Source organism: Halomonas sp. ISL-56 (genome assembly GCF_018612805.1).
Classification (GTDB): Bacteria; Pseudomonadota; Gammaproteobacteria; order Pseudomonadales; family Halomonadaceae; genus Vreelandella.
In genome coordinates this window covers 1-18,054 of the sequence record NZ_JAGGRO010000021.1, presented here as the reverse complement: position 1 = coordinate 18,054, position 18,054 = coordinate 1, and the positions used below count along the sequence as shown (strand labels likewise).

Genomic DNA, 18,054 nt, shown 5'->3' with positions numbered 1-18,054 from the left:
GCCAAGACACCCTTGGCGTTGGGCGTTAGGGTTTACATGTTTTGCCATGTTGGCTTATGTCTGGCTTTGGTATTCGCCGGATTTGATGGCGGTGAAGCAGTGGGCTTCCCAAGCATCGCATTATCCTGTTGTTATTATAGGGGTGATGGTGATTATGGCTGTTACGTTAGCCATTGGATTACCCGGCAGTATTGGGCTGTGGTTAATTGCCCCCTTTTACCCACCGCTAGTGGCTACTGTAATGTTGACACTCAGCAGCGTGGCAGGTGCGTTGGGAGCGTATCAAATAGCTGCGCGCGCTGGAAAAAACTGGAACCCAAGCGGTTTAACGCTGAAGGTTATGAAGATGCTTGAGCAGCGTAGCGACTTAATGACCCAGTGTGCTCTGCGGATACTGCCTGGCTTTCCTCACTCGGTTATCAATTTTGCGGCAGGTTTACGTAGTATTTCCCTGAAGACGTATTTGTTGGCAGCAACGCTTGGTTTAGCGGTGAAATGGGGTGTTTACAGTAGTGCGATTTATGGCGCTTTGGAGGCAATTGAGGAGGAGAATGCGTTGCAATTTGATGTGTTGCTTCCATTAATAGCGCTGGCACTGTTGTTATTGATAGGCGCGTGGTTCAGGCGCCGCGTAGAGGCGGCGCGCAACGTTTATTGAGTCGGTGACCTTATTGGCGCTTATGCATTGAGGCGTCAAGGTGATCAACAACCTCTGCCCAGTCGGCATCCTCATCCACGGCTTCTTTTAAAAATTCTGCTTGGCCCTCGTTCCAGCAGGGGGCGTCAGCCAATGGCATTGTTTCTGGCAGTGGAGCATTGCGCTGGATAAAGCGTTCAATTGAATCAGCGTCAGATGCCAAGCCCAATTGCTCGAATAGTTCACTGAAATGGTGCACCGGTTTTTCCATAATCTGTTGCTCCTTCAGACGGTTAGAATGCTCCCTACAACATAGCTTGATTCTCAGTCTGCGCCACCCTTCAACTGCTTTGATTGACTAACGTTCACCGATTAGTGGCGTTAAAAAGCGCTGACGCTGGTCTTCTAACGTGAGTGGTTGTGCCAGTAGATGGGCCAGCTTGGTGAAAGCCGCTTCGGGCGTCATATCATCGCCTGCTAGAACGCCTGCATCGCTAAGGCCATGCCCCGCGGCATAAGCGCCCAGGTGGACACTGCCCTGTGGGCACTGGCTGATGGCGGCGAGTAATTTGCCTTCCCCGCTGGCCTTGGCGAGTACGTCCAGTAAGCTTGGGTCGTCGGGCAGGTTACCGGCGCCCCAGAGTTGTAGTAACGCTCCTTTAACCCGTGGGTCACTCAGCCAGGCGCTTAACTGCCAGGCCGACATGCCTGGCCAAAGAGCGATGCGAACGATCTCTCCTTGATTGACCAGTCGGTAGTCGGGGAGCTCGAAACGCGGCGCGCCACGCTGCTGGAGGCCAAGCCCGCGGCTCGGGTAATAAATATAATCGTCGCCTACTCGCTCCCCGAGCAGTGGGTAGTTGGGACTGGTGAACGCGTTGGCTGCTTCGCAGTGCTGTTTGATGGCACGGGCGCCACGCAGTAATTGCCCTGCAAAGTAAATAGCCACTTCTTGGAGCGCGTGCTTGGCGGCAAACTGCAGCGCGCCGTGCAAATTGTCTAAAGCATCGCTTCCGGGCGATTCCAATGGCAGCATTGAGCCCGTTATGACGACTGGTCGATCTAATCCCTGGAGTTGATAGGCAAGGCTAGCCGCGGTCCAACTGAGCGTATCGGTGCCGTGAATAATCACAAAACCGGCGTAGGTCGTTAGCTGGTCGTTAATATCGCCAGCGAGCTGTTGCCAGGTGAGCGGTGTAGCCGCACTAGAGTCAATCAGCGTGGTATAGCTGACGACCTCATAAGAGGGAAGTGATTGTTGTTGGGCAGGCGTTAGCTGTTTAAGAGCCGTCTCCATGCGAATGGCAAAATCACCGCTAGGCGCAAGCCCCTCAGCATGCTGTTGCATACCAATGGTTCCACCCGTGTAGATGACTAATATGCGCTCTTGGGTGGGAACGCTGTCGGCTAAAGGGGAGTAGGAAATCATTGCCATCTCCTGGTTTTTGTGCGAAAGCTGCTAATCAGAACGTGGGCGCGTTACAACTACTAAAAGTTCGCCGCTACGATCGTCTAAGCGATGATTGCGGCCTGCGAGCAGGGCAAAGCCACAGCATACCGTGATCAGGGCGATCAATAACCAAGCGATTTGTGACGTGTTGGCGCCTGATTGCAGCATAACCCCCACACCAAACGGACCGAGAGCGGCCAACGTATAACCACCACCCTGGACGAGCCCAGAAAGCTGACCGGCAAGGCGCGAGTTGGCCGTGCGTAATACTAACAGGCTTAGCGCCAGGCTAAAGCTGCCTCCTTGGCCGACACCAAGTAGTGTGGCACCGAACCATTGCCATGCTAGTGGCGCGATAAGCAGCATCCACAATCCAATGGCGGTGCTAAGTAGCACAAGTATTAGCGCGGGGCGTTGGTTACGCCCCATGCGGGCAAGCCAAGGGGCGCCCAGTGCGGAGGCAAGCTGGCACATAATAGATACTGCCATGGTCCAGCCCGCATCGGCCTCGTTATAGCCGCGATCAACCAGCAGTGTAGGCAGCCAGCCAAATACGATGTACGCCATCGAGGATTGAATGCCCATGAATAGCATGACGTGCCAGGTAAGCGGTTGCTTAAGAAGCCTTAAAATACCGCTTTTGGGCGATGCTGATGTGTTTGCCAGTGTGGTATGGGGCATATGGAAATGCCAAAGCAGCAACGCGAAGAGTGCAAGCAGTGACCAGCTCATTAAACTCGCCTGCCAGCTGCCCAGTAATTGGGTCAAAGGAACGCTAAACCCGGCACCTAACGCTCCTCCAAGGCAGAGCGCCATGGTGTATAAGCCGGTGAGCAGGTCGGCACTGTCGGGAAGTTCACGCTTAACCAAGGCCGGTAGCAGAGTGCCGCCAAGGCCAATTGCACAGCCTGCCATCGCTGAACCAACAAAGAGCACGCCTGGAATTGGCAAACCACGCAAAATTAGTCCTATTGCCAGCAGTAGCAGCGCTGCACTCAGCGCCCGTTCGCTGCCAATGCGTTTAGCCAAGGCAGGCGCAAGCGGGGCAGAGAGGCCTAAGAAAAGGACGGGAAGCGTGGTGAGTAACCCCGCTGCGGTAGCTGAAAGCCCTGCACTTTCTTGTAGGCGAGTAAGTAAAGGGGCAACCGAGGACATGGCGGGGCGTAGATTTAGCCCCACCACGACCATCAGCAAAATAAACGTAATTGAACGTCGCGATGCCATATAGATGCTTACTTAAGGCCAATGCTTACTTAAGGTGCGGACGCAAGTCTCCGCGAACGGCATCGAGCAGCGTAATGAAGTGATAATCCTGGGGGGTGTCCAAACAATCAACCCTAACGTTAGTGCGCATCCCTTTATCCATATTCAACTGGTCAAATATTTCTAACGTTAGTTTGCGTGCAGGCTTATCACCTGGCGCCATGATGCCATCTTCAAGGGTAAAGGTTTCAAGCAGGGTGACGCGTACGCGAGTGCTGTTGCCTTCGCTAAGCACACGGCGCACAAACAGCCAGCCCTCGCAAGGAAGTGCGTGATTGTCATCCCGTTCGCGTAAGAAAATCGTGCGGTAGCAGGCGCCTTCAACCGACGCTTTTTCAGCCATGCTGCGATAGGCTTGAACTACTTGATTCGCTGACGCTCGGGCGTCCTCTAAACGCTGCACGATTCCTTGATGTTCGCGGCTGAGCTGCTCTTGACGTTGAAACGTCAGCCATTGGCGGTACTCGGCCATCAATTGAGAAGACGCCATAATCACTCCGTGAAAGGTATTGGCTAAAATAGCTGCTGGAAACAGCGGCATGGAATATGCAAAGGCGACACCTTCGCATATTCCTGTGATCTGAGCTAGCGCCGCGCGCGGCGTTTACGCTCGCCGCCGGTATTGGCACTTTGGCCTTCGGGTTTGCGTTTAGCGCGTGGCTGACGTTGATTGCGCCTGCCATTCTCGATTGGCTCAGGTTTGATGCTGGGGTCAGGCTCAAAGCCCGGTTCAATGTGCTTTGGCAGCGTCTGTTTGATTAGCCGTTCAATATTGCCTAGCAGGGCGTCTTCATCAACACATACCAGTGAGACGGCTTCGCCATCGCTGCCAGCACGGCCAGTACGGCCAATGCGGTGGACATAATCTTCCGCCACGTTGGGCAGGTCGAAATTGACAACGTGGGGTAGTTCATTGATATCCAGACCGCGTGCTGCGATATCGGTGGCCACGAGAACCTGCAGGTCGCCACTCTTAAATGCCGTCAACGCGCGCGTGCGAGCTCCCTGGCTTTTATTACCATGGATCGCCATGGATGGGATGTTTTGCTTCGAGAGCTGCTCGGCAAGGCGGTTAGCGCCATGTTTGGTGCGCGTAAATACCAGTACTTGGAACCAGCCATTTTGCTGAATTAAGTGGGCCAGCAGTTCGCGTTTCTTCTCGCGGTCGACACGGTAAATGGCCTGCTCAATTTTATCGGCAGTGGCATTGCGCGGCGCTACTTCAATCATCGCCGGGTTATCCAGCAGCTGTTGTGCTAGGGTTTGGATCTCGTTAGAGAATGTCGCCGAAAATAGTAGGTTTTGGCGCTTTTTAGGCACCAGGCGTAGCAAGCGCTTTATGTCATGAATGAAGCCCATATCCAGCATTCGGTCAGCTTCATCAAGGACTAAAATCTCAACGCAGGAGAGATCCACGTGTCCCTGCTGGTGAAGATCCAACAGGCGACCTGGTGTGGCAACAAGCACATCCAAACCGGCTTTTAGTGCATCGATTTGAGGTTGTTGGCCGACACCACCAAAAATAATGTGGGAGCGCAGTGCCAGATGTTGACCATAGGTCGACACGCTTTCGCCTACCTGAGCGGCAAGCTCACGTGTAGGGGTGAGCACTAGTGCACGTACCTGACGTTTCTCAGGTCGTTTGCCGGTGTTTAGACGTTGCAGCATCGGTAGCGTAAAGCCAGCGGTTTTACCAGTGCCGGTTTGGGCGCTGGCCAGCATGTCGCGTCCTTCTAATACGACGGGGATAGCCTGTCGTTGTATCGGGGTAGGCTCGGTGTAACCTTGCGCTGTGACAGCGCGTAACAAATCGGCGTGCAGGCCAAGTTCAGAAAAGCTCATGCGTTCTCCGCAGTCACCTAGTGAGTTAATACCGGTAAATGGTTGTTATCACTAGGTGTAATGTTCAAAAAGCGAGGTTGATTCACCTTCGCGGCAACGAAGTGTGCCAGATAATTCAGCGTGCCGCGATGGTCGTTGGTTAGCCGTGGATGACCGTGACAGGAGACGTGAAGGTTATAGCGCGGAGGGCGCTATCATCTGATGTGCACAGACACACCAGAAAGCCTAGGCGTTAATAACACGTGTCAATAATAAGCCGTGTAGTGTAACACGCTTATGAGACCTCAGCTTGTTTAGCTGTCTCGATTCAGGGGGAAGGCTGCAAACGCAACTGCATTCAGCCTCACGTATTATTAGGGCCTAGTTGAAGTAATTGCCTTGACGTATTTCAGCGGCGATAAGCTCGGCGACCTGATCCCAGCTATCACTTAATGCGCGAACCAAGGCAGGGTAGCCATCCTCTGCAAGGGAGGTTTCGGCGTAGAAATTTTCCATTTCTAGCAGTTCACCGGCACCGTTAAGCAACTGCCATTGGCCACTAGCCACGGCGACACCGTCAAAGCGGCCCTGGAACTGATCAACGTTCAGGCGCAGGGTCAAGGCATTAGCCTGTTTTCCTTCCTCACGCATAACCCGCAGTGTTGGTAATGCATGCGTTAGGTTGGCGCGCAGTTTTCTTTCTAGCTGTCTGCCTAACCCTTCTGTCCACTGGTGATCCCGAGCGGCATTCAGCGTAATGTCGTCAAGCTGCATCACAATACCGTCGACATCCAGGTAGTGAGCAAGCCGAGGAGAACTCAGTATTAGCGTGCCCTCTGGCTGATTGGGTATGCTTGCCAATGGGTCGCTCGGTAACATGTAGCGTGCGGGTGGAGTGACGCTGCTAGCGCAGGCAGAAACCAGTGCGCAGATCAGCAACATTGGCAAGCATCTCACCCATGTCAGCATACTTACACCTTTAAACATTTTCGTCCCTGTCAACATATTCGTCCTTGTGAGCATATTCGTCCTTGTGAGCATAGTGGGCTCCTTAATCTCGTGGCGCACGAGGAATGGGATCTTGGGCATCCAGGTTATCAAACAGTAAAGCTCTGGGGTTGTCATTGAGCGTGCGGGTGAGTGGCTGCAAGTCACGCATCAAGCGATCCAATCGTTCAATGGCTGTTGTAAGTTCTTGATAGGCTGGCGATGAAGGGGATAAGCCCTGTAGCGTATTGCGTAGCTCATCCAGCGTCGCGTTAAGATTTCCTCCCACGGCCTGGGTTTCAGGGTCATTGAGCAACTGATTAAGAGAGGCGCTCACGTCGCGCACTTCATTCAGCATGGTCTCAGAAGCCTGCAGGTTGCGATCTAAACCGGCGAGCAGTGGTTCAACCTCAAGGGCGTTTAGCTTATCAAGTAAATCGGTTACCTGAGCCTGTATCTGGGCAAAGCCGCCTGGCACGGTGGGGAACACTGCGCGATCCGAGAAGCGCTCGGCAACATACTCATCGGCGAGGTCACGCTGGAAATTCAAGTCGACAAACAGGGCGCCCGTTAGCAGGCTGCCGCTTTTTAGTGAAGCGCGCAGCCCCAGGCCAAACATGCGCTGAAAACGCGCCTCCCACTCTTCAAGATTAATATCGCTATTTTCAATACCCAGGCGCTGAGGCTCAATCCTAATCAGGACGGGAATGGCAAAGCGTGCGCGAGAGTCTGGCTGCGGCGCGGTAAAGTTCCAGGGCACGGCGGCAACGGTGCCCATTCGCACACCGCGAAACTCTACCGGCGCTCCTTTGGAAAGACCGCGGACCGTTTCGTCTACCAGCAGCACATACTCCAAATAGCGGTTAAAGGTGCCTTCCCGTGCGGCGTTTTCATCGGCATAGAGGGTGAAGTGTGTATTGGCTTCAACCGGTTGCCCCATAGGTAGGTCTTCGGGCACGCCGAAGGTAACTCCGCCACCCAGTAGGGCCTCCAGGGATTCAACGTTAACGCGCACACCGTCGGCGTCTAAGCGGAAATCGATACCGCTAGACGTCCAGAATCGGGTGCTGTCGGTGACTAAATTGGTATACGGCTCCTCAATAAACACCTGGTGCTGCATGGTGCGTGAAAGAGGCTCAAAACTATTTTCTTCGATGCGTCCCACGGTATAGCCCTGGTAAGAGACCGGGTCACCTACCCGCAGTGAATTACCCAATTGACTCGTCAGGCTAAGACGCAGTCCTGCCTGGCCAGCGGGCGCAACTGGGGGAATATCGCTAACCGGGAACTCCCGTCGCGGTGCTTCCTCTGTGCCTGGCTCAAGCTGAATATAAGCGCCAGAGAGCACCGTGCCCAATCCACTGATGCCTTCACGGCCAATGCGCGGCTTGACCACCCAAAAACGGGTGTCTTCACGCAGCATATCCTCTACTTCTGGCTGGATGCTGGCGGTTAACACCGCATGGGAAAGGTCGTCAGACAAGCGCACACTCTGCACTCGGCCCACTTCGACATTGCGGCTGCGAATCAGCGTATTGCCCGCTTCAATACCCTCTGCATTCTCCATGGTCAGTGTCACTAAGGTTCCGCGACTGGCGTAGTTGTCATAAACCAGCCATAAACCAATGGCAATCGCGACAATAGGTACGACCCAAATGGGCGATAACCGGGTTTGACGTGATGTTTTGGCTTTATTTAGATCCTGACCGTTCGTTGGGTTGGGATTTGACGATGCTGGTTCATTAGCCATCAACAGGTTCCTTGGTGGCCGCTTTACGGCGAAGAAGAGAGTGACGAGGTGGAAGTGGAGTGTCCCAGATTAAGCGCGGATCAAAGCTCATTGCCGCTAACATGGTTAGCACAACCACCGCGCCAAAGGCGAGTGCCGCCGGGCCCGGTGTAATTGACATTAACGAGCCCGCGCGAATCAGCGCTACTAAAATGGCCACCACGAAAACATCAACCATTGACCAGCGACCGATAAATTCTGTTAAGCGATACAGCCGGGTGCGGCTTTGGGCGTTTAATACACTGCTTCGCCTAACGACCAAACAAAGCCAAGTTAATGCCACCAATTTGCCGACGGGGACGATCACGCTGGCAATAAAGATGATCATCGCAATCGGCCATGAGCCCATCTGAATCAGTTGCACTACACCGCCAATAATGGTTGAAGGTGAGGAGTTGCCCAAGCTGGTGGTGGTCATAATGGGGTATACATTAGCTGGAATGTACATGATGGCTGATGCACCGAGCAGCGCCCATGTGCGCTGCAAGCTGTTAGGTAGCCGCTGATGCAGCTTTTCATAGCAGCGAATGCAGCGCCCGCGGCCCTGTGGCGATAGGCGATTGATTAGCCCACAGGTGGGGCAGCCAGTTAGCCCTTGCTCGCCAGCAGGTAGTCCTGTTTCAGTGCCTTCGGGAGCCAGTGGTTCTCCCTCTAGCGAGAACCACATCCAATCGGCATCCAGGGACTGACTTGTCATCAGCAGCAGTAGTGCAAAAGCACAAAATGCCCAAAAGGAGATGCCTATTGTAACGTCAGCCAGCCCGGCTATTTTGATCAGGCTTACTAGCGCGCCGATGATAAAAACATCGGCCATCATCCACGGCGTTAAATGCGCCAGTGAGCGTGCAATATCACGGCTAAAGGGCAGGGGGCGATCACGGAGTAACCCAAACTGGAGCCAAAGTACGCCGACTAGATAAACCGCGGGTAGTACCACAATGGTCATAATAACGGCGATGGCGACCACTGGCTGGTGAAAACCAATCAGTGTGGTGGCGGTCTGCGTCAGCTCAATGCGGTTACTCACTCCGCTGACCGTAAAGCTAATAAAGGGGAACGACACTGCCATTATAAGCGCCGCAAGCGAGGCGATAGCCAGAGCCATGCTGCGCTGGGCTGGATAGCGGTGGCGTTTAACCAGCACGTGTGAGCAGCGCGGGCAGCTTGCTTTTTCTCCAGAGTTCAATGGCGGCAGCGCTGATACCCAATCGCACTCATGACAGGCGCGCAAACGCCGTCGCTGAGTTCTAGCCTCAGGTGGCAAGCGATCAACGAGGGGAGCATTGACCGGCAGTGTACGGCGTTTAATCAATCGTTGTGGAAGCAAAAACCAAAACTCTCAGTGCTAGCCCCTAGTAAAACCACTAGGATGTGGCGGATTAAGCTGTCAAATACGCAGATTAGCAAGTCTACATCGCTGAAATAATGCCTAAAAAACATAGGTTAGCCGCTTGACCAAGGCGTCAGTTTAGACAACGATGCTGCGGCGCAGTGTTAAACCGTTAAACCCGATCAGAGTGGCCGCGTAATTCTGCGCCGGATCAATTTCTCAGTGTCGCAAAATAGTGGCAAGAATTGCTAGTAATAACATCTTACTAACGTCGCTATGAAGTGGTACTTAGCGTCAGAAGCTGCGAACAGTGCTAATCATTATGCCATGAAGGAAATGAAATGTTGCTTCCCACATTAGCCGTTGTATTTGGTTTGATCCTACTGGTTTGGAGTGCCGAGAAGTTTATCGACGGCGCTGCGGCAACCTCGCGCTGGCTTGGCTTGTCGCCACTATTAATCGGGATGTTGGTTATCGGGTTTGGTACCTCGGCGCCGGAAATGATGGTGTCAGTACTGGCGGCGATGGACGGCAATCCTGGTTTGGCAGTTGGTAATGCCTACGGTTCCAATATTGCCAATATCGGTCTGATACTTGGCTTGATCGCGCTTATCGCGCCCCTTTCGGTTCACTCTAGCGTTATCCGTAAGGAGATGCCGATATTGATGCTGGTGATGCTAGCAACAGGCTTGATACTGTTGGACGGGTTTGTTGCGCGCTGGGAGGCCATTGGTCTTTTGCTGGCATTGGTTGTTTTTATTGTTGTCAGTATTTTGCGTTCTCGTAACCAACCCGAAGATTCAATCGAAGCTGAAGTCGCAGAAACCCTGGACAGCAAGCCGATGTCCAGGGGTAAAGCCATTATGTGGACGCTAGTGGGACTGGTGCTGTTAATCGCTAGCTCACGTCTGCTGGTATGGGGAGCCGTTGAAATCGCGCTGCGCTTCGGTGTGAGCGACTTGATTATTGGTCTGACCGTGGTAGCCATTGGCACATCACTGCCCGAACTAGCATCCTCTATCACCGCTTTGCGTCGCAAGGAACACGATATGGTGCTGGGTAATGTGGTCGGTTCTAACCTGTTTAACAGTTTGGCGGTCGTTGGGCTTGCGGGGGTGATTGCGCCTATTGAAGCCGGTCGGGAGGTACTGGTGCGCGACTGGAGCGTGATGACTGGCATGACGCTGCTAATGATCCTGTTTGCTTTTTCTTGGAGGGGCCGCCCACGGCGCATTAACCGTCTGGAAGGGGGTGTTCTGCTGGCGCTATTTGTCACGTACACCGGCTATATGGTCAGCGTCGTTATAATGTCTCGGTAGTGCGTTTATCGCCATAGCGCGTCTATCGCCATGGTGCGCCGCTATGGCCGTCAGTGCAGGGTGATTGGTGCGTCAATGCGACTCATCTTGGACAGTCGGAGACTGTCTTATAATGATTGTCCAAGAGGGGCGCTAATCTCAGAGTTTTAGCGTAAAGAAATAAGCTTAGTGCTTATAACTAAAAGTGTCGTGCCATAAAGGCTCTACTAAGCTTGTGTTAACCCATATGGGATACCGATTCAGGTCTTAGGAGAGTGAAATGGAACTTGATCCGCTGGTGTTATCGCGATTGCAATTTGCATTCGTTGTGTCGTTTCACGCTATCTTCCCAGTGTTTACGATTGGCTTGGCGTCCTACATCGCGCTGCTCCATGGCCTGTTCTTCAAAACGAAGAATCCTGCTTGGGATCGCCTCTCGCTATTCTGGACAAAGGTGTTTGCCGTTGTCTTTGGGATGGGGGTGGTGTCAGGCATCGTCATGTCATTCCAGTTTGGCACTAACTGGAGCAACTTTTCCCAGGCTTCTTCGAATTTCCTCGGCCCCATGCTCAGCTATGAAGTCGTCACTGCGTTCTTCTTAGAGGCAGCCTTCTTGGGCGTACTGCTATTCGGCCGCGGTAAGGTGCCTCAGGGGGTGCATTTATTTGCTGCCATTATGGTGGCGGTGGGCACCTTTATCTCTTCCTTCTGGATTCTATCGGCTAACAGCTGGCTGCATACGCCTGCCGGCGTTGAGCTGATCGACTTTCGCTTCCACGTGACTTCCTGGAGCGAGGCGATCTTTAACCCTTCGTTTCCCTACCGCTTTATGCACATGGCCGTTGCCTCGTTTTTGACCGGTGGCTTTGTTGTGGCAGGGGTGAGTGCCTGGTTTCTGTTACGTGACCGTGACCCGGAAGCAAACCGTCGCGCACTCTCCATGTGTCTCTGGTTATTGCTGTTTTTAGCACCCACCCAGGCGGTCATTGGCGATTTCCATGGCGTTAACACCTTAGAACACCAGCCGACGAAAGTGGCTGCTATGGAAGGGCACTGGGAGACCTCAGGCAATGTGCCGCTGCTGCTGTTTGCCATCCCTGACCAGGAAGCGCAAACCAACCATTTTGAGCTGGGTATTCCGAACTTGGCCAGCATCATCTTGACCCACTCTGTTGACGGGGAAGTGCCGGGTATAAGCGAAGTGCCGCCTGAAGAGCAGCCGCCAGTGCTGATCGTTTTCTGGGGCTTCCGTGTCATGGTGGGTATTGGTCTGCTAATGATTGCAGTGGCGCTGACAGGGCTGGTATTGCGCCGCAAAGGGCGTATTTACGACAAGCGGCTATTCTTAAAAGGCCTGACGGCAATGATTCCCATGCCCTTTGTTGCTGTCCTGGCTGGCTGGATCGTTACAGAGTCAGGCCGTTCCCCGTGGTTGGTTTACGGCATGATGACCCATGCTGAGGGTTTAACGCCTTCGCTGACTGGCCCCATGGCACTGTTCACACTGATTGGCTATGCCTTGGTCTACGGCGTGGTGTTTTATGCGGGTATTTATTACCTCACACGCGTAGTTCGCAACGGTATGCTGCCGGAAGAAGAGCGCGAAACGACCGACGAAAACTTCAAGCGCCCAATGCGGCCTTTGTCGGCGGCGCATACGCCTTTTGATGATGACGTTGATCCGGTGAGGAGCTAATCATGAGCTTGGAAATGTTTGATTTAACGTTGATCTGGGCCTTCATTATCGGTTTCGGCATCATGATGTATGTGCTGATGGATGGGTTTGATTTGGGGTTGGGCATTCTCTACCCCTTTGCGCCTGATGAAGATGCGCGGGATGTGATGATGAATTCGGTGGCGCCGATATGGGATGGCAACGAAACATGGCTGGTGCTTGGCGGCGCGGGGCTGTTAGGCGCCTTCCCTCTGGTCTATTCGGTGTTCTTGCCAGCGCTCTATATCGGTGTTTTCTTAATGCTGGCAGGGTTGATCTTTCGTGGCGTTGCCTTTGAATTTCGTTTCAAGTCACGCCGCAACAGACGCTGGTGGAACCGCGCCTTTTGTTGGGGATCCGCGATCGCCGCCTTTGCTCAAGGGGCTGTAGTAGGGGCCTATATCCAAGGCTTCCCGGTTGAAAACTTTGCCTACGTGGGTGGCGCGTTTGACTGGCTAACGCCTTTCTCAGTTCTTACCGGGCTTGGCTTAATGGCAGGTTACGCGCTGCTGGGGGCCACTTGGCTGATCTTGAAGTCAGAAGGACATGTGCAGGACTGGGCCTACAAAATCACTCCGTTGCTACTGGCGCTGGTGCTGTTTGTTTTCGCCGTGATTAGTTTGTGGACGCCGTTTGTGAATCCGCTGGTATGGGAGCGTTGGTTTGGCAATATTCAACTGATTTGGATTTTCCCCTTCCTCGCTCTGGCCTGTGCTTTTGTGGTTTTCCGTTCGGTACAAAAGCGTCGTGAAGGTGTGCCTTTCCTGGCGACTATCGGCATCTATGTCTTTACCTACCTAGGACTGATCGTCAGTAAATGGCCGGTGATTGTGCCCCCGAACTACACGTTGTGGGACGCGGCTTCTTCACCTGAATCACAGCTATTCCTGCTCGTCGGTATGGTATTTGTTATTCCGATTATATTGACCTATACCGCTTGGACCTATTGGGTGTTCCGCGGCAAGGTGCGTGTCGGCGAGGGATACCACTGATCCATGATAACTGAAGACGCGCTTTCTCTTACGCCGCGCAGTTGGCTGCAGGTGTTGGCTAAGGGAGAGCGTAAGCGCCTGCTGGGCGCTGCACTTTGCGGCGTGCTGGCAGGTAGTCAAACCATCGTCGTGGTCGTGGGCCTTGCCTGGCTGATTGATCAGTTGGTGGTTCAAGACCAATCGCCAATCTCTCTAGTACCCATGTTCTGCCTGCTGTTGGCCTGCGTGCTGTTACGCGCTGCTTTTCAGTGGGGGCATGAAACGCTGAGCTTGGACGCGAGCCTGCGAATTCGTCAGCGTGCCAGGGCTCAACTGCTGGATAAGTTATCTGCCTTAGGGCCGGTTTGGCTCACCAGCCAGCACAGTGGTTCCTTGGCCAATCAGGTGGTTGAACATATTGACGCGCTTGAAGGCTATTTCGCGCGTTTTTACCCACAACTGCGGATTACGCTCTGCTTGCCGCTATTGATACTAGCGGTGGCGGGGTGGCTAGATTATCTAGTGGCTCTGTTTCTACTGCTTTCAGCCCCATTGATTCCGCTTTTTATGGCGCTGGTGGGTATGGGAGCTGAGCGCCTTAATCGCGATCAGTTTGTGGCGGTATCGCGATTGTCAGCGCATTTTATTGACCGTGTGCGAGGCATGACCACGCTGCAGCTATTTGGCCGTACATCAGCCGCGCAGCAGGATGTTTGGTATGCCACTGATGGTTACCGGCGCCTTAGCATGCGTACGCTCCGGTTGGCATTTCTCTCATCGGCGGTGCTGGAGTTTTTTTCCTCAGTGGCGATTGCGGTCGTGGCTATGTATGTCGGTTTCGGCCTGCTGGGCTACATCGAGTATGGGCCGTCTCCTTCGCTGACGCTTTTTTCGGGTTTAGCGGTGTTGCTGCTGGCGCCTGAGTTTTTCCAGCCTCTGCGTACGCTTTCTCAGCACTACCATGATCGCGCAGCGGCACTTGGTGCTGCCGAAAGCATCGTGAATATACTCAATCAGCCAAGTTTGGTGAGCGAATATCGCGCTGTGGCGCCGCGGGCAGATAGGTCGGTCATTGAGTTAATGGCGGCTTGCGTTGCTTACCCAGGCCGTGGGCAGGTGATTGGCCCGATCAATCTCACTATTCAGCATGGCGAAGTAGTGGCCCTTAGCGGTGCCTCCGGTAGTGGGAAGTCGACGTTATTGGCCCTGCTCGCGGGCTTTATCGCACCCAGTGCTGGGGAGTATCGACGACAACAAAATAGCCGCTACGCATGGCTTGATCAGCAGCCCTGTCTTTTGCACGGCAGTTTAATTGATAACCTGCGCTTAGCGGCACCCGCAGCTTCCCGCGAAGAAATGCTTGCCGCGCTGCATCGTGCTGGTTTTGGGCCCCTATTAACACAGCTACCCGAGGGGCTGGATACGTTAATCGGCGAGCGTGGAGTAGGGTTGTCGGGTGGTCAAGCCCAGCGTTTGGCACTTGCCCGCGTATATCTTAGCGATGCGCCACTGCTGCTATTAGATGAGCCTACGGCGAGTTTAGACCAGGAGACTGAGCAGTTTGTTTTGGCGGCGTTGTTAGAGCTTGCCCACGAGGGGCGCACCCTGGTGATAGCGACCCATCATCCGGCAGTGGTCGCCGTTGCCCAGCGCCACTTTGCTTTTGAGCAGGATGAGCTGGTCGAGGTGATCTCATGATGGCTATTTATCGCGACTTCCGCCCTTGGCTGCTACTTTTAATGCGCCGTCGCAGGCGCTTTTTGTTGGGCGCTTTGCTAGTTTGGATCACTCTGATGGCCGGACTTGCATTGTTGGGTTTATCCGGTTGGTTTATTACTGCCAGCGCTCTTACCGGTATCGCCCTGGCCCTGGGTATTCCTGCACGGCTAGATGTGTATGTCCCCGGTGGTGGTATCCGTTTTTTCGCCTTGGCGCGCACCGTGGCGCGCTATGTTGAGCGTCTGTATAACCATAATACGGTGTTAACGCTGCTTGCCGACTTGCGTTATCGGGTATTTGGCTATTTGACGCGCTTTGACGACGCTCGCTTGCATGGTGAACGTGCCAGCGATTGGCTGAGCCGGTTAACGGCGGATATCGATACCCTAGATAACTTTTATCTGCGGCTCTTGGTGCCACCGTTGGTGGCGCTGCTTAGCGTGGTGGCAGTGTCGCTTTTTGTAGCTATTTGGTTGCCCGGGGTTGGCGTGCTGATGGCAGTGTCGCTGAGCTTGCTCTGGTTAGTGGCGACCCTGTTAGCTGCTGCCTGGGGATTTTCGCAAAGCTATCAGCAGGTGGTTGATCAGCAGTCGCTGCGTCGATTGGTGGTCGATCAAGTGCAGGCTTCTGCTGAGTTGATGAGCTACCGAACGACACAGTGGCACCGAGCGATGATTGCTAACCAAGAGCGGCAAACGTTCAACAACCAGCGTCGTTTGGGGCGTAAGGCGGCGCTAATAAACTGCCTAGTGAGTGTCATTAGCGGTTTACTGGTAGTGGCAGTGGTGTGGTTTGCTAGCCTTGTGTTTAGCCAGCAATTGGTACCGGGCCCTATTTTGGTGATGGCAGCTTTGATAGCGCTGGGAGCGAATGAGGCGTTTATTACGCTACCGGCTAGCTTTATCAAGTTGGGCTCTAGCTATGCAGCGGTGTGCCGGCTAAATGAGTTGACCAGTGACTCAATGTCGGCTGTCCCCGCCGTTGCGCTACCTGAAAATGTTGGCCTAAGCATTCAAGCTAATCAGCTTTCTCTGCGCTACTCACAAACATTAGAGCCCGCGTTAAGTTGTATTAGCCTGCAGCTGCCCGCTGGAAAGCGGGCGGTGATTACCGGCAATTCCGGTGCCGGAAAATCGTCTTTAGCCAGTCTGTTGATGGGGCGCTTAAAAGCCAACCAGGGTGAGGCGCTAGTTGGTGGCGTGCCAGCGTGGCAGCTCTCGGCCGAAAGCCGTGCAAATCACTTTGCCATGCTCACTCAGCAGGTCGATCTGTTTGATGCTTCTATTGCCGAGAATCTGCGTATTGCCAACCCTACTGCTAGCGTTGGCATTCTCTGGGAAGTATTAAAAGGGGTTGCCTTGGATGGCTGGGTTGAGCAGTTGCCGCAAGGATTAGCCACGGCGGTGGGCGAGAAAGGTCAGCAGCTTTCCGGGGGGCAAGGCCGGCGTTTGGCATTAGCGCGCTTGCTGCTATGCAATCCTCAAGTGGTGATTCTTGACGAGCCGTTTGCAGGCGTTGATGCGGCGACGGCCAAGCACATCGCGGCGACCCTGGATAAATGGCTGGTTGATCGAACGGCTATTTTCTTTGTCCATCAGGTTAGTTCGCTGAGTCTATTGCCTGGGGTCGAGTACCACTGGCATCTAGATGCCGGTAAACTTGAGCAATGCCCGCTTAAGTAATGAGTGGCATTGATCAATTGATAAGACAGCTAGGAGCCCTTCATGCACGAATTTTTACGTGATCTTCCCAAAGTAGAACTCCATTTGCATATCGAAGGCTCGTTGGAGCCTGAGTTAATGTTTGCTTTAGCGCAGCGCAATGGCATTGAGTTGCCTTATGCGACAGTTCAAGACGCCAAAGATGCCTACCACTTCAACGATCTGCAGGGTTTTTTGAATCTCTATTTTCAGGGTATGAGCGTACTTCGTAATGAAGAGGATTTTTACGATCTGGCGATGGATTATTTCAAGCGTGCGCGGGGAGAGGGCGTGGTGCATATCGACATGCACTTTGACCCCCAAGCGCATCTTCAGCGTGGCGTGCCGCTTGAAGTGGTAATGGCTGGGCTTTTAAAAGCTAAGCGAGAAGCAGAGGAAACCCTCGATCTCTCTATTGGTATGATCATGGCTTTTTTGCGCGATCGTCCAGCAGAAGAGGCGTTGCATGTGCTGGAACAGGCGGCGCCATACTGGAAGGTGCTGGATGCCATTGGCTTGGATAGCGCTGAGTTAAACAATCCTCCCGCTGACTTTGTCGACGTATTTGAGCGCGCGAAGCAGCTTGGGCTGGTCTGCGTGGCCCATGCCGGTGAAGAGGGGCCCGCTGAATATATTACAGAAGCCCTGGATCTGCTTGATGTTCAACGTATAGACCACGGTGTGCGCTGTTTAGAAAGTGATAAAGTAGTTAGGCGCTTGCGCGGCGAGCAAATTGTTTTAACGGTCTGCCCGCTTTCTAACGTCAGCTTGAAGGTGGTAGAGGATCTTCGCGATCATCCGCTCCCGAAGCTTTTGGCTGAAGGACTCAAAGTAACTATTAGTTCTGATGACCCCGCCTACTTTGGTGGCGGTATGCTGACTAATCATCTTGCTTGCGCCGAAGCGTTTGGCTGGGATAAAGCGGTCTTTCGCCAGCTAACTCGGAATGCTATCGAAGAGGCCTTTGCTACCCCTGAGCGACGCGAAGAGTTGATGGCTCGTTTGGCTGCAGCGTAAAGTGCTTACGCCAAGTTTATTTGCTAGGTGTGACGACTATATAAATGCAGGACTAGGTTTTTACTCATAAATGTTCAAATCGCTGTTGACCCTGACGGGAAATCGGGTAGTATACGCACACGTCAACGGGGCACGGCCTCGGCGACCAGCTCTTTAACAATTTGATCAGGTAATTCATGTGGGCGCTTGCTGACGTTGGTGACAAATCACCAAATATCAAGGCAAGCGGTCATGAGAACGAAAGTTTGAATGAATTCGTTTGAACCTTGAGCCAAGTTTGATCCGCTTTTGCTGTTTTCGGTTAGTCCGTCGATAGCGAGTAAGGATCACAATGATATTAAACTGAAGAGTTTGATCA

General features: G+C 53.4%; 15 protein-coding genes. 7 read left to right on the top strand and 8 right to left on the bottom strand.

Going from position 1 to position 18,054, the window contains the following annotated elements; genetic code table 11:
• Nucleotides 1-46: 46 nt before the first annotated feature.
• On the top strand, nucleotides 47-658 hold the full coding sequence (locus tag J7J49_RS18040) for a TVP38/TMEM64 family protein (RefSeq protein WP_121499353.1): 612 nt from the start codon (nucleotides 47-49) through the stop codon (nucleotides 656-658).
• 10 nt (nucleotides 659-668) lie between these two features.
• On the opposite strand, the gene J7J49_RS18035 is transcribed toward J7J49_RS18040, so the two are convergent.
• The 8 genes from J7J49_RS18035 to J7J49_RS18000 form a co-directional block, all read right to left on the bottom strand.
• Nucleotides 669-908: a DUF2789 domain-containing protein gene (locus J7J49_RS18035; protein WP_064233550.1), complete on the bottom strand. Its 240-nt coding sequence runs from the start codon at nucleotides 906-908 to the stop codon at nucleotides 669-671.
• An 87-nt stretch (nucleotides 909-995) separates the two neighbouring features.
• Complete coding sequence (locus J7J49_RS18030; protein ID WP_502793519.1) at nucleotides 996-2,072, bottom strand: asparaginase; 1,077 nt, start codon at nucleotides 2,070-2,072, stop codon at nucleotides 996-998.
• Between the two features lie 24 nt (nucleotides 2,073-2,096).
• The gene (locus J7J49_RS18025) at nucleotides 2,097-3,311 is read right to left on the bottom strand and encodes an MFS transporter (protein ID WP_215094617.1); all 1,215 of its coding nucleotides are present in this window, start codon (nucleotides 3,309-3,311) and stop codon (nucleotides 2,097-2,099) included.
• A 25-nt stretch (nucleotides 3,312-3,336) separates the two neighbouring features.
• Nucleotides 3,337-3,840 (bottom strand): hypothetical protein, encoded by a 504-nt coding sequence (locus tag J7J49_RS18020; RefSeq protein WP_215094615.1) that lies wholly within the window; start codon nucleotides 3,838-3,840, stop codon nucleotides 3,337-3,339.
• Nucleotides 3,841-3,935: 95 nt separating this feature from the next.
• Nucleotides 3,936-5,192, bottom strand: a complete 1,257-nt coding sequence (locus J7J49_RS18015; protein WP_064233553.1) for a DEAD/DEAH box helicase — start codon at nucleotides 5,190-5,192, stop codon at nucleotides 3,936-3,938.
• A gap of 360 nt (nucleotides 5,193-5,552) precedes the next feature.
• Entirely contained in the window at nucleotides 5,553-6,140 is a 588-nt protein-coding gene (locus J7J49_RS18010) for a PqiC family protein (protein WP_064233554.1), read from the bottom strand.
• A gap of 82 nt (nucleotides 6,141-6,222) precedes the next feature.
• Nucleotides 6,223-7,908: an intermembrane transport protein PqiB gene (gene pqiB / locus J7J49_RS18005; RefSeq protein WP_215094613.1), complete on the bottom strand. Its 1,686-nt coding sequence runs from the start codon at nucleotides 7,906-7,908 to the stop codon at nucleotides 6,223-6,225.
• Nucleotides 7,901-9,274 carry a paraquat-inducible protein A gene (locus tag J7J49_RS18000; protein WP_215094611.1) on the bottom strand — a complete coding sequence of 458 codons (1,374 nt, stop codon included), beginning with the start codon at nucleotides 9,272-9,274 and terminating at the stop codon, nucleotides 7,901-7,903. The genes pqiB and J7J49_RS18000 overlap by 8 nt, the downstream gene beginning before the upstream one ends.
• Nucleotides 9,275-9,618: 344 nt before the next feature.
• On the opposite strand from J7J49_RS18000, the gene J7J49_RS17995 reads away from it, so the two are divergent.
• The 6 genes from J7J49_RS17995 to J7J49_RS17970 all read left to right on the top strand — a co-directional run bounded on the left by J7J49_RS17995 (nucleotide 9,619) and on the right by J7J49_RS17970 (nucleotide 17,696).
• The gene (locus tag J7J49_RS17995; protein WP_215094609.1) at nucleotides 9,619-10,596 is read left to right on the top strand and encodes a calcium/sodium antiporter; all 978 of its coding nucleotides are present in this window, start codon (nucleotides 9,619-9,621) and stop codon (nucleotides 10,594-10,596) included.
• Nucleotides 10,597-10,855: 259 nt separating this feature from the next.
• Nucleotides 10,856-12,271 carry a cytochrome ubiquinol oxidase subunit I gene (locus J7J49_RS17990; RefSeq protein ID WP_215094607.1) on the top strand — a complete coding sequence of 472 codons (1,416 nt, stop codon included), beginning with the start codon at nucleotides 10,856-10,858 and terminating at the stop codon, nucleotides 12,269-12,271.
• A gap of 8 nt (nucleotides 12,272-12,279) precedes the next feature.
• A complete protein-coding gene (gene cydB, locus J7J49_RS17985) occupies nucleotides 12,280-13,281 on the top strand; it encodes a cytochrome d ubiquinol oxidase subunit II (RefSeq protein WP_064233587.1) in 1,002 nt (333 codons plus the stop codon).
• 3 nt (nucleotides 13,282-13,284) lie between these two features.
• Nucleotides 13,285-14,958, top strand: a complete 1,674-nt coding sequence (gene cydD, locus J7J49_RS17980; RefSeq protein ID WP_215094604.1) for a thiol reductant ABC exporter subunit CydD — start codon at nucleotides 13,285-13,287, stop codon at nucleotides 14,956-14,958.
• Entirely contained in the window at nucleotides 14,955-16,661 is a 1,707-nt protein-coding gene (cydC, locus tag J7J49_RS17975; protein WP_215094602.1) for a thiol reductant ABC exporter subunit CydC, read from the top strand. Before cydD ends, cydC begins: the two co-directional genes overlap by 4 nt.
• Nucleotides 16,662-16,703: 42 nt before the next feature.
• Nucleotides 16,704-17,696, top strand: coding sequence for an adenosine deaminase (locus J7J49_RS17970; RefSeq protein ID WP_215094600.1), 993 nt, complete (start codon nucleotides 16,704-16,706; stop codon nucleotides 17,694-17,696).
• Nucleotides 17,697-18,054 lie beyond the last annotated feature (358 nt).

Bases quoted from the DNA above. Each gene is read 5' to 3' on its own strand.
- J7J49_RS18030 (WP_502793519.1), bottom strand. From the start codon at position 2,072: ATGGCAATGATTTCCTACTCCCCTTTAGCCGACAGCGTTCCCACCCAA.
- cydC (WP_215094602.1), top strand. From the start codon at position 14,955: ATGATGGCTATTTATCGCGACTTCCGCCCTTGGCTGCTACTTTTAATG.
- J7J49_RS17990 (WP_215094607.1), top strand. From the start codon at position 10,856: ATGGAACTTGATCCGCTGGTGTTATCGCGATTGCAATTTGCATTCGTT.
- cydD (WP_215094604.1), top strand. From the start codon at position 13,285: ATGATAACTGAAGACGCGCTTTCTCTTACGCCGCGCAGTTGGCTGCAG.
- J7J49_RS18040 (WP_121499353.1), top strand. From the start codon at position 47: ATGTTGGCTTATGTCTGGCTTTGGTATTCGCCGGATTTGATGGCGGTG.
- pqiB (WP_215094613.1), bottom strand. From the start codon at position 7,908: ATGGCTAATGAACCAGCATCGTCAAATCCCAACCCAACGAACGGTCAG.
- J7J49_RS18015 (WP_064233553.1), bottom strand. From the start codon at position 5,192: ATGAGCTTTTCTGAACTTGGCCTGCACGCCGATTTGTTACGCGCTGTC.
- J7J49_RS18025 (WP_215094617.1), bottom strand. From the start codon at position 3,311: ATGGCATCGCGACGTTCAATTACGTTTATTTTGCTGATGGTCGTGGTG.
- J7J49_RS18010 (WP_064233554.1), bottom strand. From the start codon at position 6,140: ATGCTGACATGGGTGAGATGCTTGCCAATGTTGCTGATCTGCGCACTG.
- J7J49_RS17995 (WP_215094609.1), top strand. From the start codon at position 9,619: ATGTTGCTTCCCACATTAGCCGTTGTATTTGGTTTGATCCTACTGGTT.
- J7J49_RS18035 (WP_064233550.1), bottom strand. From the start codon at position 908: ATGGAAAAACCGGTGCACCATTTCAGTGAACTATTCGAGCAATTGGGC.
- J7J49_RS18020 (WP_215094615.1), bottom strand. From the start codon at position 3,840: ATGGCGTCTTCTCAATTGATGGCCGAGTACCGCCAATGGCTGACGTTT.
- J7J49_RS17970 (WP_215094600.1), top strand. From the start codon at position 16,704: ATGCACGAATTTTTACGTGATCTTCCCAAAGTAGAACTCCATTTGCAT.